At 73.6% G+C, this 15,816-nt stretch carries 12 protein-coding genes; 9 read left to right on the top strand and 3 right to left on the bottom strand.

Features of this window, described 5'->3' with window-relative positions; translation table 11 throughout:
• Window positions 1-416: 416 nt before the first annotated feature.
• From ACZ7G1_RS02020 to ACZ7G1_RS02035, 4 genes are all read left to right on the top strand, one after another.
• Window positions 417-3,896: an AfsR/SARP family transcriptional regulator gene (locus ACZ7G1_RS02020; protein WP_470877661.1), complete on the top strand. Its 3,480-nt coding sequence runs from the start codon at window positions 417-419 to the stop codon at window positions 3,894-3,896.
• The gene (locus ACZ7G1_RS02025; protein ID WP_470877662.1) at window positions 3,889-4,395 is read left to right on the top strand and encodes a hypothetical protein; all 507 of its coding nucleotides are present in this window, start codon (window positions 3,889-3,891) and stop codon (window positions 4,393-4,395) included. Before ACZ7G1_RS02020 ends, ACZ7G1_RS02025 begins: the two co-directional genes overlap by 8 nt.
• A 140-nt stretch (window positions 4,396-4,535) precedes the next feature.
• Window positions 4,536-4,739: a hypothetical protein gene (locus ACZ7G1_RS02030; RefSeq protein WP_470877663.1), complete on the top strand. Its 204-nt coding sequence runs from the start codon at window positions 4,536-4,538 to the stop codon at window positions 4,737-4,739.
• 272 nt (window positions 4,740-5,011) lie between these two features.
• On the top strand, window positions 5,012-6,202 hold the full coding sequence (locus tag ACZ7G1_RS02035) for an acyl-CoA dehydrogenase family protein (RefSeq protein WP_470877664.1): 1,191 nt from the start codon (window positions 5,012-5,014) through the stop codon (window positions 6,200-6,202).
• Between the two features lie 42 nt (window positions 6,203-6,244).
• On the opposite strand, the gene ACZ7G1_RS02040 is transcribed toward ACZ7G1_RS02035, so the two are convergent.
• Window positions 6,245-7,339: a LacI family DNA-binding transcriptional regulator gene (locus ACZ7G1_RS02040; protein WP_470877665.1), complete on the bottom strand. Its 1,095-nt coding sequence runs from the start codon at window positions 7,337-7,339 to the stop codon at window positions 6,245-6,247.
• A 181-nt stretch (window positions 7,340-7,520) separates the two neighbouring features.
• On the opposite strand from ACZ7G1_RS02040, the gene ACZ7G1_RS02045 reads away from it, so the two are divergent.
• The 4 genes from ACZ7G1_RS02045 to ACZ7G1_RS02060 all read left to right on the top strand — a co-directional run bounded on the left by ACZ7G1_RS02045 (window position 7,521) and on the right by ACZ7G1_RS02060 (window position 11,940).
• Entirely contained in the window at window positions 7,521-8,837 is a 1,317-nt protein-coding gene (locus ACZ7G1_RS02045; protein ID WP_470877666.1) for an ABC transporter substrate-binding protein, read from the top strand.
• A 217-nt stretch (window positions 8,838-9,054) separates the two neighbouring features.
• Window positions 9,055-9,951: a carbohydrate ABC transporter permease gene (locus tag ACZ7G1_RS02050; protein ID WP_470877667.1), complete on the top strand. Its 897-nt coding sequence runs from the start codon at window positions 9,055-9,057 to the stop codon at window positions 9,949-9,951.
• Window positions 9,948-10,889, top strand: coding sequence for a carbohydrate ABC transporter permease (locus tag ACZ7G1_RS02055; RefSeq protein ID WP_470877668.1), 942 nt, complete (start codon window positions 9,948-9,950; stop codon window positions 10,887-10,889). The genes ACZ7G1_RS02050 and ACZ7G1_RS02055 overlap by 4 nt, the downstream gene beginning before the upstream one ends.
• Before the next feature lie 37 nt (window positions 10,890-10,926).
• Window positions 10,927-11,940, top strand: coding sequence for a hydroxyacid dehydrogenase (locus ACZ7G1_RS02060; protein ID WP_470877669.1), 1,014 nt, complete (start codon window positions 10,927-10,929; stop codon window positions 11,938-11,940).
• A gap of 10 nt (window positions 11,941-11,950) precedes the next feature.
• Here ACZ7G1_RS02060 and ACZ7G1_RS02065 read toward each other — a convergent pair whose 3' ends face one another.
• Window positions 11,951-13,021: an SIS domain-containing protein gene (locus ACZ7G1_RS02065; RefSeq protein ID WP_470877670.1), complete on the bottom strand. Its 1,071-nt coding sequence runs from the start codon at window positions 13,019-13,021 to the stop codon at window positions 11,951-11,953.
• 15 nt (window positions 13,022-13,036) lie between these two features.
• On the bottom strand, window positions 13,037-14,245 hold the full coding sequence (locus tag ACZ7G1_RS02070) for an ROK family transcriptional regulator (RefSeq protein WP_470877671.1): 1,209 nt from the start codon (window positions 14,243-14,245) through the stop codon (window positions 13,037-13,039).
• A gap of 246 nt (window positions 14,246-14,491) precedes the next feature.
• On the opposite strand from ACZ7G1_RS02070, the gene ACZ7G1_RS02075 reads away from it, so the two are divergent.
• The gene (locus tag ACZ7G1_RS02075; RefSeq protein ID WP_470877672.1) at window positions 14,492-15,805 is read left to right on the top strand and encodes a diacylglycerol/lipid kinase family protein; all 1,314 of its coding nucleotides are present in this window, start codon (window positions 14,492-14,494) and stop codon (window positions 15,803-15,805) included.
• Window positions 15,806-15,816 lie beyond the last annotated feature (11 nt).

The raw sequence follows: 15,816 nt of genomic DNA on the forward strand, positions 1-15,816 counted from the left end.
CGCCCCGCGGCGCGGAACCCCCCGGATCCGCCGCCCCGCCGGGCCGAGGCTGTCAGGGGCTGCCGCCCTGACAGCGCGGGAGCGTCCTGGAGCTGCCACCTCTGTGGCTGGGAAAGCCGCCGGACGCGCTGTCTTCGCCGCGTGGAAACCTGCCGGGTTCGCTGCCTGCGGCGCCGAAAGGCCCCGGGTCGGTCGCCTCCGCCGACCGGAGGCTCCTTGGGGCTGGCGCCCCTCGCGGCCGGAGCCTCCCTCCGGCTGGCGACCCTCCCGGCCGGAGCCTCCCTGCGGCTGGCGACCCTCCCGGCCGGAGACTCCCCGCGGGCTGGCGCCCCGCCGGGACGGAAACCCCCGGGTCTGCCGCACCGCCGCGCGGAAACCCCCTGGGGCCTCCGCCTCCGCCGGGGCAGAATGGGCCGGTGCAGCTGCTCTACCGCGTTCTCGGCCCCTGCCGGGCCTTCCGTATCGACGATGGCACGGAGGCCGCCCTCGGGGGCGCCAGGCTGCGGGCGTTGCTTGCCGCGCTCGCGGCTGCGGGCGGCAGGGCGGTGGGCCCTGGTGCGCTGATTGAGCAGGTGTGGGGTGATGTCGCCGACGGGGCGGACCGGACGGCGGCGCTGCAGGCCCTTGTGGGACGCCTGCGTAAGGCGCTGGGGAGTGAGGCGCTCCTGTCCACGCCGGGCGGCGGGTACCGGCTCGCTGCCGCGCCCGACGCGGTCGACCTCCATCGTTTCGAGCGCCTCGCCGCTGAAGGCGCGGCTGTGCTCGCGGACGATCCTGGGCACGCGGCCGTACTGCTCGATGAGGCTCTCGCTCTGTGGCATGGGCCTGCTCTCGTCGACCTGCCAGGACGCGAGGCAGATCCCCTGGTTGTACGGGTCTCCCAGCGCCACGGCCAGGCCCGCCGCGACCGGTTCGCCGCCGATGTCGCGCTCGGCCGTGCCGCCTCGGCGCTGGCCCCTCTCACTGCGCTCGCCGCCACAGAGCCCCTCGACGAACCCCTTCAGGCCCTCCGTATCCGCGCTCTCCGCGCCGCTGGCCGCCCGGCCGAGGCGCTGGCGGCTTACGAGGAGGTCAGGGCGACGCTCGCGGACCGGTTGGGTACGGACCCGGGGCCGGAACTGAGGGGGCTGTACGCGGAGCTGCTGTCGGCGGAGACGGAGACGGGGGCGGGGGCGGGGGTGGGGGCGGGGGCCGGGGCCGGGGATCGCGTGACGGGGCGGCAGACAGACGCTGCGGGATCGGCCGAGGTGGTGAGGCCGGTGGGTGACGCCGGTGCGGACGCCGGTGCCGCTGGTTCCGTGGACCGTTCCGGGCCACTCGCGGCCGCGTCCCTGCCCGCCCGTCTGACCTCCTTCATCGGGCGTGACGACGAGCTGGACGCCCTCGCGGGCGCCTGGGGGCACCGGCGGCTGGTCACTCTCACCGGCCCCGGGGGCGTAGGGAAGACGCGGCTCGCTCTGGAGGCGGCCGAGACGTATCCGGGCCGGGCCCACCTGGCCGAACTGGCCGCGGTGCGCGACGGGACGACGGTCGCCGCGGCCGTCCTCACGGCGCTCGGTGCGCGGGACACGCAGCTGTGGCACAGCGCTGCCGCCGGCGAGGCGGCGGCCAGGGACCCGTACGCCTCGCTGGTCGAGCACTGTGCGGGCCGTCGGCTGCTTCTTGTCCTCGACAACTGCGAGCACGTGGTCGACGCGGCTGCCGAGCTCACCCAGGCGCTGCTCACGCGCTGCCCCGGTGTGACGGTGCTCGCGACGAGCCGCGAGCCGCTCGGTGTGCCGGGGGAGGCCGTGCACCCGCTGGGGCCGTTGCCCAGGGAAGCGGCGCTGCGGCTGCTCGGCGAGCGGGGTGCGGCGGCGCGTCCCGGCTTCACGGTGGGGGAGGACGAGGAGGCGGCGGAAGAGGTCTGCCGCCGATTGGACGGGCTTCCGCTGGCGATCGAACTGGCGGCGGCCCGGCTGAGGATGCTGTCCCTGCGCCAGATCGCGGAACGGCTCGACGACCGTTTCCGGCTGCTGACGTCCGGGGCGCGGACCGTACTGCCTCGGCAGCAGACACTGCGGGCGGTCGTCGACTGGTCGTGGGACCTCCTGGACGGCGCTGAGCGGGCGGTCCTGCGGCGGCTGGCGGTGTTCGCGGGCGGGTGTGACCCGGCGGCGGTGGAGGCGGTGTGCGCCGGGACCGATGGCTCTTCGCCGAGTGGCGTCGGAGACCGCGGGACGCCCCGCGAGGCCCCCGCGTACTCCTCCCACCCCGACGTCCTCCACACCCTCGGCGCACTGGTCGACAAGTCGCTGGTCGTCGCCGCGCCCGGGGAGGCCGGGATGCGGTACCGGCTGCTGGAGACGGTCGGGGAGTACGCGGGGGAGCGGCTCGATGAGGCGGGGGAGCGGGAGGAGACCGAGCGGCGGCATCTGAGGTACTACCGGGAGTTGGCGCGGTGGACCGATGCGGAGATGCGTGGGGTCGGGCAGGTGGAGGCGATCGCGAGGTTCGAGAGGGAGCACGACAACCTGCGGGGTGCGCTGAGGGTGGCGCTGGGGCTCGGCGAGGAGCAGGAGGCGCTGTGTCTGGTGCACTGTCTGAGCTGGTTCTGGCAGTTGCGCAGTCATACGGTCGACGCGCGGACGTGGGCGGTCGCGGCGGCGCGGCTGGGGCCTGATCCGTTCGGGGAGCCGGTACGGGCGGCGGAGCCGTTCGAGGGGCGGTGTGTGGATGTGCCGCCGCCGTGGACGGGGGAGCGGCTGAGGGAGGCGCGGCGCGGCGGGCATCTGTACGCGCTCGCGACGCAGGGCGGGGAGGGGGCCACGGCGTTCGAGGAGCCGGGGGCTCGTGCGCGGCTCGCCGCGGTCGTCGCCGCGTACCGGCCGGGTCTGCCGCAGCTGTGCCGTCAGCCGGGGACGATGTGGTTCTTCGCGCGGTTGATGCTCGGAGAGCTGCGGAGCCTGGACGAGACGTTCGCGCTGACGGTGGAGGCCTGTCGTGAGCGGGGTACCGGCTGGGACCTGGCGTTCGCGCTGCTGATGCGGGCCAAGCTCCTGGGGCATGGGCCCGGGGACGCCGACGAGGCGCTGGCCCTGTTCGAGGTCGCCGGGGACTCCTGGGGGATCGCGGAGTCCCTCTCGGCCCGGGGTGAGGCGTACGAGCGGGAAGGGCGGCTCGCCGAGGCCGCCGCCGACTTCGAGCGCGCCGCCGACGCGGCCGCGCGGGTCGGGGCCCGCTCCCAGGTGCCGGTCATCACGGCCCGCCTGGGGGCCGTACGGCTGCGCCTCAGTCCGGAGGGCGATCCGGCGGCGGAACGGCTCCTGGCGAAGGCCGCCGACGAGGCGGGCCGGTGGGGCGCGGAGGCGGCGGGCACGGCCAGGCTGCTGCTCGCCCAGTACTACGCCCACACCGAGCGCGTGCCTCTCGCCCGTACCCAGCTGGATCTCCTGGAGACCGAGTTCGGGGAGATCACGCCGGGGCTGTTCTGGGGCCTCGTCGGCGGGGTACGGGCGTGGCTCGACTGTCTGGACGGCGCGTACGGCGCGGCTCTGGACCGGCTGGCCGGCGCCGTCGCGGACGTCGAGACGCTGGCCCGGCTCGTCGCCCCGTATCTGCTCGTGGCCCAGTTCGCGACGGCCGCCTGGGCCAGGGGCGGTCGGGGCGGGCCCGGTGACGCCGAGGCCGGCGCGCGGCTCCTGGGGGCGTACGACGCGCACGCCGTCACCCACGGCGGCGGGTTCCGGCCCTTCACCGAGCCGACCGAGACCGCGATCCGCGCCCGCGCCGAGGAGACCCTCCGCGCGGCCCTCGACCCGGCGGCGTACACCCGCCACCACGACGCGGGCGCCGGGCTCCCGCTCACCGCCGCCACCGCCCTCGTACGGAATCCACGGGAGACCTCGCATGCCTGACCGCTACCTCCTTCGCGTCGCCGCCCGCAGGGGCGATCTCCATCTGATCTGGCGGCGCGGCGAGGGGGACGAACACGACACCCTGGCCGTCGACGACCGGCGCAGGCTGCTCGCCTTCCACGACGCCGAGGCCCTGCGGGACCACTGCGCACGGAACGGCTGGGACTTCGTGCCGGACGGCGAGTCGGACGTCGACCTCGAAGCCGTACGGGAGTCCGCGGCGGAGTCCGTCCGCGACGCCCGCATACGCACGGCCCCGACAGGGCTGCTCCTGGACGCCTGGAACTTCTTCGAGGACCTCGCGCGCAGCGTCGACACGGCCACGGCGCTGCCCGGCCGGGAGCCGGTCCAGGACGCCGCCTACGAGCGTTTCTTCGACGCCGCCGACGGCGGAGTCTGGTCGGAGGAGGAGGCGGCGGCCGCGTGGGCGCTGCTGCGCGCCGGTCTCGGCGCCTGGGAGGAGGCGGCCCGCGGGGCACGCGTACCGGACGGCTGGTGACGGGAGCGCCGACCCCGTGTCGAACGGCCGGTGACCTGCCCGTTTCCGCCCCCGTCACGTCTTTCCGGTCACCGCCCCGGATGCGGTCACGGGGGCCGGACCCGACAATGGCCAGTGCCGGAAGAAACGTAGGAGGCGGCATGAACGCAGAGCCCGACAAGACGTCCCTGGGGGAAGGTCCGACCCCCGACCGGCTGCTGCACGCCGGGTCGGAAGGCATGATCACGGCGGAGGACATGGTCCTCGCGTCCGGCCGTGACGTGAACCCGAAGACCCTCGCCTGGGCGGAGCGCCGCATGGCGGAGAAGGGGCCACGCGCCTCCATGGACGAGCTGCTCCCCTAGCCTCGTCAGGCACGGGCCCAGGGCCTGTGCGCGATTCCCGTGATTCCCCTCGGGCCCGGATCCGTCCCACGGATCCGGGCCCGAGGGCGAATGGCTTCCGACGATTGGCTTCCGCCGAGCGGCCTCCGACAAGTGGCTTCCGCCGAGAGGCTTCCGCATTACTGGAACACGTTCTACCGTGGCCGCCGTCGCGCGTCGCACCACGCTCGGACGCGCCCCGCACCGAGGACGGCGCACGGCGCCGCCGCAGGACGCCGCCACGGGAGGCACGGATGCACCTCGAGTACACGCCCGAGCAGAACCGTCTGCGGGCCGAACTCCGCGCGTACTTCGCCGAGCTGGTCCCGGAGGACTTCCACACCCGGTACGCGGACCCGGCCGCGCAGAAGCGCTTCTACCGGGAGACCGTGCGCCGGCTCGGCACCGACGGGTGGCTGGGGGTGGGGTGGCCGGCCGAGTACGGGGGCCGGGGGCTGACCCCGATGGAGCAGTTCATCTTCTTCGACGAGGCCGCGCAGGCGGGCGTACCGCTGCCGCTCATGGCGCTGAACACGGTCGGGCCGACGATCATGCGGTACGGCAGCGACGAGCAGAAGGCCTACTTCCTGCCCCGCATCCTCTCCGGCGAGATCGACTTCGCCATCGGCTACAGCGAGCCCGACGCGGGCACCGACCTCGCCGCCCTGAAGACCCGGGCGGTGCGGGAGGGGGACACGGCCACCGGCCACTACACGGTCAACGGCCAGAAGATCTGGACGACCAACGGCGACACCGCCGACTGGGTCTGGCTCGCGGTCCGCACCGACCCGGACGCCCCGCCGCACAAGGGCATCACCATGCTCCTGGTCCCGACCAGCGACCCCGGCTACTCCTGCACCATCATCAACACCCTCGCCTCGCACGACACCACGGCCAGCTACTACGACAACGTCCGCGTCCCCGCCTCCCAGCGCGTCGGCGAGGAGAACAAGGGCTGGCGGCTCATCACCAACCAGCTCAACCACGAGCGCGTCACCCTCGCCGCCCACGGCACGATGGCGATCCGCGCCCTCCACGACGTCCAGCGCTGGGCCGCCGGTACCCGGCTCGCCGACGGCCGCCGCGTCATCGACCTCCCCTGGGTACGCCGCACCCTCGCCCGCACCCACGCCCGCCTCGACGCGATGAAACTCCTCAACTGGCAGATGGTGAACGCCGTCCAGCACGGCACCCTCACCCCCCAGGACGCCTCCGCCGTCAAGGTCTACGGCTCCGAGGCCCGCCGCGACGCCTACGCCGCCCTCATGGAGGTCGTCGCCGCCGCCGGCGCCCTCAAGGAAGGCTCCACCGGCGCCGTCCTCCACGGCGAACTCGAACGCGGCTACCGCTCCGCCGTCATCTTCACCTTCGGCGGCGGCAACAACGAGATCCAGCGCGAGATCATCTCCTGGATCGGCCTCGGCATGCCCCGCGTCCGCCGCTAGCCGAGAGGGACGCGGCCCCGCTCGCGTTCGCGTGCCGCCCGGTCAGCTCCGGACGTTGAGGACGGGGTGGAGCATGAGGTGGTGGGTGGGGCGGGTGGGGTCTTCGAGTCTTCTGACGAGGAGTTCGACGGCTTCGGTGCCGACGGCGCGGCGGGGTGGGGCGACGGCGGTGAGCGGGGGGTCGGCGAGGGTGGCCAGTTCGTCGTCGTAGGTGACGACGGCGAGGTCGTCGGGGACGCGGACGCCGGATTCCTGGAGGCGGCTGACCAGGGGGAGGGCGATCGAGTCGTTGTGGACGAGGATCGCGTCGACCTGGCCGCTCCGCACGCAGCGGACCAGCCGGGCGCACTTGTCGTCGAGGTCCGCGAGGTCGTTCTCCTGGAGGACGGTGGGGACTTCGGGGGAGCAGGGTTCCAGCTTGAGCGCGGTGAGGGCCTGTTCGTAGCCGGTGCGGAGCATGGGCGCGGTCATGGTCTGGAACTGCAGGAGCGCGATGCGGCTGCGGCCCAGCGCGGCCAGATGACGCAGGGCGAGGTGGGCGCCGTACTCGTGGCTGGTGGCGACGTGCTCGACGGGGCCCGTGTCGAGGCCGACGCGGCGCTCGGCGAGGACGACGGGGACGGGGAGTTCCCTCAGCCAGGTCTCGGTGGCGGGTGAGGTGCGGGGGTCCTCCGCGGTCGTCACCAGGAGACCGTCCACGCCGCCCTGGAGCATCTTGGCCACCAGGGCCTTCTCGGTGAAGGCGTTCTGCGACACCTCGACGGACAGCGTCGCGCCGAACGCCTCGGCGGCCGCCTTCGCGCCGCTGACGACCTCCGGGTAGTAGTACGAGGAGTGCGGGACCACCATGCCGAGGCTGTAGGTCCGGGGCGTCCGCCGCGCCGCCGTGGTCCCGGCGGACCCGGGTACCGCGTCCGCGTCGGCCGCGGGCACGGAGGGCGATTCCCCCGGCTCCTCGGAGGGCCAGGCGACTCCGCCGTGGACGCGGACGACCTTGCCGCGCCGCGCCAGCTCGCGCACGTCGCCGCGCACCGTGACGGCGGCGACGTTCAGCTCCTCGGCGAGCGTGCCGATCCTGACCGAACCCCGTTCCCGCACCGCGGCGATGATCGCGCGCTGCCGGTCTTCCGCAAGCATCCCGTGCTCCCCTCTCCCCTCCAGTGATCGCCATCAAACGATATCACTTCCCTTCTCCGAGGGGTGCCGCTGACCCACTTCCGACCTTCACGTGATATCGAAAGGAGCGAAAAGTATTGACGTGATGTTCGCTCTGTCGAATGATGCCGTTCGACATCACATCGAACGATCGGTGAATCCCATGCTTCGCAAAACCGCGGTCACGCTGGCCGGATCGGCCACGGCGCTCGCCCTGCTCGTCACCGGCTGCGGCGACGGGGGACAGGACGCCGCCACCACCACCTCCGGCGCGGCGAAGACCGGAGAGGTCACCTTCTGGTCCTTCCTGAAGGGATCCGAGGGCGTGGCCGCGGCCTTCAACAGGACCCACCCCGGGATCAAGGTGAAGTTCGAGACGGTGCCGTCGGGTCAGGAGTACTACTCCAAGCTCACGAACGCCGTGAAGGCCGGCACGGCACCGGACGTGGCGGTCGTCGAGTACCCCTATCTGCCGGAGTTCGCGGCGCAGGGCAAGGTCGAGGACCTGAGCGGGTCGCTCGGCGCGACCGTGCGGGACGAGTTCCCGGAGGCGGTGCGGCAGCTGGTCGAACTCGGCGGCAGCACGTGGGGTGTGCCGCGTGACGCGGCCCCGCTGACGCTGATGTACCGGAAGGACTTCTTCGACCGGCACAAGATCGCGGTGCCCGCCACGTGGGACGCCTACCGGACCATGACCGAGCAGGTGAAGAAGGCCGACGCCGACGCTCGTGGCGGGGTCCTCTACACCAACAACCCCGGGCAGCTCACCGCCCTCGCCTGGCAGGCCGGCGGGCAGTGGTTCGCCGCCGACAAGGACGCGTGGAAGGTCGGCGTCGACGACGCCCCCTCGAACAAGGTCGCGGCCTTCTGGGGGGACCTCGCCCGCGAGGACCTCGTCCGCTCGGTGACCGACGCCGACCCGTTCTGGACGAGCGTGCAGAAGTCCCGGACCGTCGCCTACGTGTGCGCCAGCTGGTGTGCGGGGGCGCTGCAGGCCACCGTGCCCGACCAGAAGGGCAAGTGGGCCGTGGCGCCCGCTCCCAGCTGGGACGGCAAGCCCGCCTCGGCGATGTTCGGCGGCTCCTCCTTCGTGATTCCGAAGGGCTCCGACAACACCGGGGCCGCCGCCGAGTTCATCAAGTGGATCACCACCGACCCCGAGGGCATGAAGGCGTGGGTGGCCTCGGGAACCAGCAGCATGCTCCCCGCCGCTCCGGACCTCGTGCCGGTCGCCCGAGCGGCGTTCAAGACGGACTACTACGGCGGCCAGGACGTGTACGCGGTCGGCGTGGAGTCGTACAACGCGATCCGGAACGGCTGGACGTGGGGCCCGGTCATGGGCACCACCAACGCGGCCATCTCCGACGAACTGCCCGACGTCGCCGAAGGCAAGACCTCCCTGCCCGCCGTCCTCACCCAGGCCGAGCGGGCCACGGTCAAGCAGATGGAACAGCGCGGCATGAAGGTCTCCGCTCCCTGACCCACCGCGCGGCACGCCCGGCCCGGTGGCCCGCCCCCCGCCGCGGCGCACACGGTCTGGTGGCCCGCCCCCGCCGCGGCGCACCCGGACTGGTGGCCCGCGCCCCCGCGGCACGCCCGGCCCGGTGCCCGCCCGCCGCCCATCGCCGCACACCCGGCCCGGTGGCCCGCCCCTCGCGGGCCCCCGGCCCCCGCCCCGCCCACCTCGGAAGGCCGTCATGGCAAGCATCTCCACACGCGGACAGCGCGGCGCGGCCGCGCTGCTCCTGACACCGTTCCTCGGCCTCTTCGCGGCCGTCACCCTCGCACCGCTCGTGTACGCGGGATGGCTCAGCCTCTTCACCACCCGCACGTCCGGGCTCGGATTCGGCGGCGCCGAGGACGTCTTCGCCGGCTGGGACAACTATGTACGGGCCCTGTCCGACCCCGCGTTCCGCGACGGTTTCCTCGTCGTCGCCGCGTACTGCGCGATCTACATCCCCGTGATGATCGGCGGCGCGCTGGCCCTGGCCCTGCTGCTCGACTCCGGACTCGCCAAGGCCAGGTCCTTCTTCCAGCTGACGCTGTTCCTGCCTCACGCCGTACCGGGCCTCATCGCCGCGCTGATCTGGGTGTACCTCTACACGCCCGGCCTCAGCCCGGTCATCGACGTCCTTGAGGCCGGCGGCTTCGGGGTCAGCTTCCTGTCGGCCGACAACGCGGTGTTCTCCACGGCCAACATCGCCGTGTGGGAGTGGACCGGCTACAACATGGTCATCTTCTACGCCGCCCTCCAGGCCGTACCGCGCGAGACGCTGGACGCCGCGAAGGTCGACGGGGCCGGCGCCCTGCGGACCGCCCTTTCGATCAAGGTCCCGATGATCCGCCCCGCGGTGGCGCTCGCCGTCCTGTTCACCGTCATCGGGTCGATCCAGCTCTTCACCGAACCCCGGGTCGTCTACAGCGCGTCCACCGCCATCGGCAGCAGCTGGACGCCGAACATGTACGTACAGACAGCGGCGTTCCAGGACAACGACTTCGGACTCGCCGCCGCGGGCTCGCTGCTCATCGCCCTGTTCGCCGCTCTCCTCTCTTTCGCCGTCACCCGTATCTCACGCCGCGGGAGCAAGTCGTGACCACCTCCGTCCGTCCCCCCGAAACCACGGCCGCACCCGCACCCGGCGCCACTGTCCGGCCACCGCGCGGCAGCCGGCGCGCCCCGAAGCGGCCCTCGGCCCTGCTGTCCAAGGCGGGGGTCACCGCGCTCCTCGCCCTCGCCGCCGTCTACACCCTGGCGCCCCTGACCTGGCTGCTGCTCTCCTCCACCAAGAGCCGCAAGGACCTGTTCGGCACGAACGGGTTCGCGCTGGGCGACGAGTTCCACCTGACGCGGAACCTGAGGCACCTGTTCACCGCCCAGGACGGCGTCTTCCTGCGCTGGATGGTCAACACCGTGCTGTACGCGGGTGTCGGCGCCCTCCTCGCGGCGGTGTTCAGCGTCGCGGCCGGCTACGCCTTCGACAAGCTGGCGTTCCCGGGCAAGGAGCGCCTGTTCGCGCTCGTCCTCCTCGGCGTGATGGTGCCCGCCACCGCGCTCGCCGTCCCCCTCTACCTGCTCGCCGCCGAAGCCGGCCTGGTCAACACCTTCTGGGGCGTCTTCCTGCCCGGCCTGGTCTTCCCGTTCGGCGTCTACCTGGCGCGCGTCTTCAGCGCCGCCTACGTGCCCGACGAGGTCCTGGAAGCGGCCCGGATGGACGGCGCCGGCGAGTTCCGCACCTTCTGCCGGATCGCCTTCCCGATGATCGCGCCCGGTTTCGTCACCATCTTCCTCTTCCAGTTCACCCAGATCTGGAACAGCTTCTTCCTGCCCCTGGTGATGCTGTCCGACCAGGACCTGTACCCCGTCAACCTCGGTCTGTACGTGTGGTACTCGTCGGCGCTCTCCCAAGGACACCCTGAGGACTACCTCCTGGCCGTCGTCGGCTCGCTCGTCTCCGTCGCCCCGCTCATCGCCGTGTTCCTGATGCTCCAGCGGTTCTGGAAGTCCGGCATGACCGCCGGCGCCGTCAAGTAGCCGCACTCCCCAGGCCGTCACAGTGAGGAACCCCCGCATGGCCCCGCCCACGACCACCCGCCCGCGCGCCCTGTTCGCCATGGGCCGGCACCACCACGGCCTGATGTTCCCGCCGGCCGCGATCCGGCGCCTCCAGGAGTACGTCGAGCTCGACCCCGACCATGTGGTGGAGGACTTCGCCGGCGAGTCCGCGCTGGAGGACGTCGAGATCCTGATCACCTCCTGGGGCTGCCCCGTCCTCGATGAGGACGTGCTGGCCAGGCTGCCCGCGCTCAAGGCCGTCGTGCACGCGGCGGGCAGCGTCAAGCACCATGTGACGCGGGCGTGCTGGGACCGGGGGATCGCGGTGTCCTCCGCGCCCGCGGCCAACGCCGTACCCGTCGCCGAGTACACCGTCGGCGCGATCCTCTTCGCCAACAAGCGCGTCCTGGAGATCGCGGAGCTCTACCGCCGGCACCGCGCACCGCTCGACTGGTCCCGCCGCTTCCCCGGTTTCGGCAACTACCGGCGGACCGTGGGGATCGTCGGAGCCTCCCTCGTCGGGCGCAAGGTCATCGAACTGCTGCGCCCCTACGACCTCGAACTCCTCCTCGCCGACCCGTACGTCGACGCCGGGCAGGCGGACGCGCTCGGCGTCCGCCTGGTGGAGCTCGACGAGCTGGTGAGCGTGTCGGACGTCGTGTCGCTGCACGCGCCCGAACTGCCCGAGACCCGGCATCTGCTGGACGCCCGCAGGCTGGGCCTGATGCGGGACGGCGCCACCCTCGTCAACACGGCGCGTGGTGCGCTCGTCGACACCGACGCCCTCACGGCCGAGGCAGTGACCGGCCGCGTCCACGCCGTCATCGACGTCACCGAACCCGAGGTGCTGCCGGCCGGCTCACCGCTCTACTCCCTGCCGAACGTCCTGCTCACCCCGCACATCGCGGGCTCCCTCGGCGGCGAGCTCGACCGCATCACCACGAGCGCCATCGACGAGGTCGAGCGCTACCGCGCCGCGAGACCGTTCGCGCACGCCGTGCACCGCGCGGCCCTCGCGACCTCCGCCTGACCGGCGCGGGTCACAGCGTCTCGGTGACCTTGCTCAGCCCGCGCGGCCGGTCGGGGTCCTCGCCCCGCGCCAGCGCCAGATGCCGCGCCAGGCTCTGGAACGGCAGGATCTCCACCAGCGGGGACAGCGCCTCGGGTACGCCCTCCGGAAGCGCGATCCCCGCGTCCGCGCGGTCGACGGCCTCGGTACGGCCGACGACGACGAGATCCGCGCCCGAGCCCGTCAGCCGGTCGAGGACCGGGAGCATCGCGTCGCCGCCGCGGCCCTCGGCGACGACGGCCATGACCGGGACCTGGGGATCGAGCATGGCCAGCGGCCCGTGCAGGAGGTCCGCCCCGGAGAACGCCTGCGCCGCGACGTACGAGGTCTCCATCAGCTTGAGCGCCGCTTCCCGCGCCGTCGGGTACGAGTAGCCGCGGCCGGTGCAGACGAGCCGCGAGGCGAACCGGTAGCGGCCGGCCAGCTCGGCGATCCGCGGCTCCTGCCCGAGCACCCGCGCACCGGCCTCGGGCAGGCCCGCGGCGAGCGCGCCCGTGCCGCCGCGCAGCCGGTCCACGAGCAGGTACAGCGCGAGGAGCTGGGCGGTGTACGACTTGGTGGCCGCGACCGCGAGCTCGGGGCCGGCGAGGACGTCGACATGGCACTCGGCGGCCCGCGCGAGAGCCGAGTCGGCGCGGTTGGTGACCGCCAGGGTCAACGCGCCCCGGGCCCGGCCCACTTCGAGCGAGCGCACGAGGTCGGGCGACCCGCCGGACTGGCTGACCGCCACCATGAGCACGTCGCGCGAGACCGGAGCGGCGTCGTAGGTGGTCATCGTGGACGGCGAGACCAGCCCGCAGGGCAGCCCGCACAGGACCTCGAAGAGGTACTTCGCGTACAGCGCCGCGTGGTCGGAGGTCCCGCGCGCGACGAGCAGGACGAACCGGGGGCGGTGCGCCAGGACGAGGGAGACGGCGTGGGCGAGCTCCGAGTCCGGGGCGCGGTACCGGTCCAGCAGCCGCTGCCACAGGAGCGGCTGCTCGGCCACTTCCGCGGCCATGGCAGCGCCGGCCGTCCGGGGCGACTGCGCGAGTTCTGTCATGGGTTCCGCTCCTGTTCAGGTGGGTGGTGCGGCGGCGGCGAGGTCGATCGCCAGCTCCGCCGCGCCGATGAGCTGGGCGTCTTCGAGTGCGGCGCCGGTGATGGCGGGCAGCAGGGGGACACGGCCCTGGAGGCGCCGCCGGACGGCGGGTACGAGCAGGCCGGCCGCGGCGCGGCCGAAGCCGCCGCCGAGCACCACCAGTTCGGGGTCGAGCAGCGTGGCGGCGTTGCCGATGGTCAGGGACAGGTCGTCGACGACCTCCGCGAGGACGGCCGTGGCGGCCTCGTCGCCGGAGCGGGCGAGGCGCAGGAAGTCCTCGGAGCCGAAGCCGTCCGGCAGGCCGTCCTTCCGCTCGCGCATCCGCGCGAGCATCCCGGCCGTGCCCACCCGCGATTCGAGGTCGCCGAAGCCCGGCCACGGCGTGGCCAGGGACGCGCGGCCGAGCAGCGTGTAGCCGATCTCGCCCGAGGCGCCGGAACCGCCGCCGTACAGCTCGCCGTTGAGGACGAGCGACGCGCCGACGCCGGTGCCGAGGGCGATCGTCAGCACGTCGCGCCGGCCGCGCGCCGCCCCGTGGCGGAGCTCGGCCAGGGCGAGCAGGTTCACGTCGTTGGCCACGCGCACGGGCAGGCCGAGACGCTCTTCGAGGAGCGCGCCGAGCGGCAGGTCGTGCCAGTGCAGCGAGGGCGCGAACTCGACCCGCCCGCTGTCCCGCCTGACCACGCCCGGCACGCTCACGGCCACCGCGGCCACCGGCGCGGGCCCGCTCGCCGCCTCCCTGACCAGCGAGGCCGCGAGTTCGGCCAACGCCTCGAAGAAGTACAGGCCGGGGCGCCCGTCGTCGCCGGCGGCGAGGGAGCTCCTGCTGCGCCGGGTCATGCGGGCGTCGAGGTCCGCGACCGCTCCGGCGATCTTGTGGCTGCCGATGTCGAGGGCGAGCACCGACCGGGCCTGCGCGTTGAACCTCACCAGACGTGCCGGCCGCCCGCCCGTCGGCACCGTCTGCCCCGCTTCCAGCACGAGCCCGTCGTCGATCAGCCGGTCGACGAGCCGGTTGACCGTCGCCGTGCTGAGCCCCGTGTGCCGGACGAGCTCGGACAGCGACTGCGGGCCCGCCGCCCGCAGCTGGTCGAGCAGGGCCGTGCTGTTGACCCGGGCCGCCGTGCGGTTCGTCGCCGTGGGTCGCTTCGGCCGGTCGTGGTGCGCGGGCGTGCCTGTGGTCATGGACGGCCTTCCGGGTGGTCCCCGTGAGTGCGCGCCGACAGGGCTTCCGCCGGCCGCGAACCACTTTTCATCAAGTTGAGACGAAGGGAAGCATGCGCGGGATGAGGCGTGCGGTCAAGGGCGCCGGGCAGCCGAACGCCGCTCGGGGCACGCCCCGGCGGCCGACATGCCGTCGGGCCGGGGAGAGGGCAAGGTGGTGTCCCGGAGCGGACCGGGACACGTGGTGCCGAGGACGGGAGGTCGGGGATGACGGGCGCCGACGGGGGTGCGGCGGCACGGCTGCTCGCGCGCGTGGCCCTGCTCGCGGGTCTCGGTTCCCTGGTCGTGCTGGGCCTCACCGTCGGGAACGGCGGACTGCTCGTCCTCGGGGCCGGACTCCTCGGGCTCGTCCTCGGCGCGGCCGGAGTGTGGTGGTTCCTGGCACACCGGGGGCTGCTCCGGCTGACCGGGGCGTGCGTGGCCGTGGCCGCTCCGGTCGGAGTCGTCGTCTTCTACGCCCTGGACGGACTGTGGCGCACGGCGCTGCTCCTCGTCCTGTGCTGGGGCGCGGCGTTCGCCTGCGCGCGGGCCGCGCTGCGCAAGGCACGCCCCGAGCGGACCAAGCGGGCGGTGGCGGCGGCCAGGCCGCAGCGGCCGTTCCTCATCATGAACCCGAAGTCGGGCGGCGGGAAGGTCGGCCGCTTCGGTCTGGTGGAGAAGGCGGAGGCCCTGGGCGCGCGGGTGGTCGTGCTCGATCCCGAAGCGCCCGCCGACGTGGCCGAACTGGCCCGTGAGGCGGTCGACCAGGGTGCCGACCTGCTCGGTGTGGCGGGCGGCGACGGCACCCAGGCGCTGGTGGCGGCGGTCGCCGCCGATCACGACCTGCCGTTCCTCGTCATCTCCGCCGGCACCCGCAACCACTTCGCCATGGACCTCGGCCTCGACCGCTCCGACCCGGCCCGCTGCCTCGACGCGCTGACCGACGGCGAGGAACTCCGCATCGACCTCGGCGACGTCGACGGGCGCCCCTTCGTCAACACGGTCTCCTTCGGCGTGTACGCGGATGTCGTCCAGCGCCCCGAATACCGCGACGACAAGGCGGGCACCGCCCTCGCCCTCATGCCGGACCTGCTGGTCGGCGACGACGCGCGCCGCCTCGACGCCCGCGTCGACGACGGGGAACTGACCGCCCAGCAGGCGGTGCTCGTCAGCAACAACGCCTACGAGTCACCCGACGAGCTCAGCGCGGGCCCCCGGCGCCCCAGCCTCGACGACGGCGAGCTGGGCGTCCTCGGCATCAAGGTGGAGGGCGCGGCGGAGGCCGCCGACCTGGCCGTACGCGGCTCCGAGTCGACCGGGCTGACGGTCCTCACCGCACGCCGGGTCGAGATCACCGCCGACGCGGAGGAGATCCCGGTGGCGGTCGACGGCGAGGCGCTGCGCATGCCCACGCCCGTCGTCTGCACCCTGCGCGCCGGCGCCCTGCGGGTCCTCGTGCCCCGCGACCGGCCGGGCGTCCCGGCGCCCGCCCCGCGCGTGAGGTGGCGGCAGGTCGTCGACCTCGCGCTCGGCCGCGGGTGACGGGGCCCGGG

It is taken from the genome of Streptomyces sp. NPDC037273, from assembly GCF_055603625.1.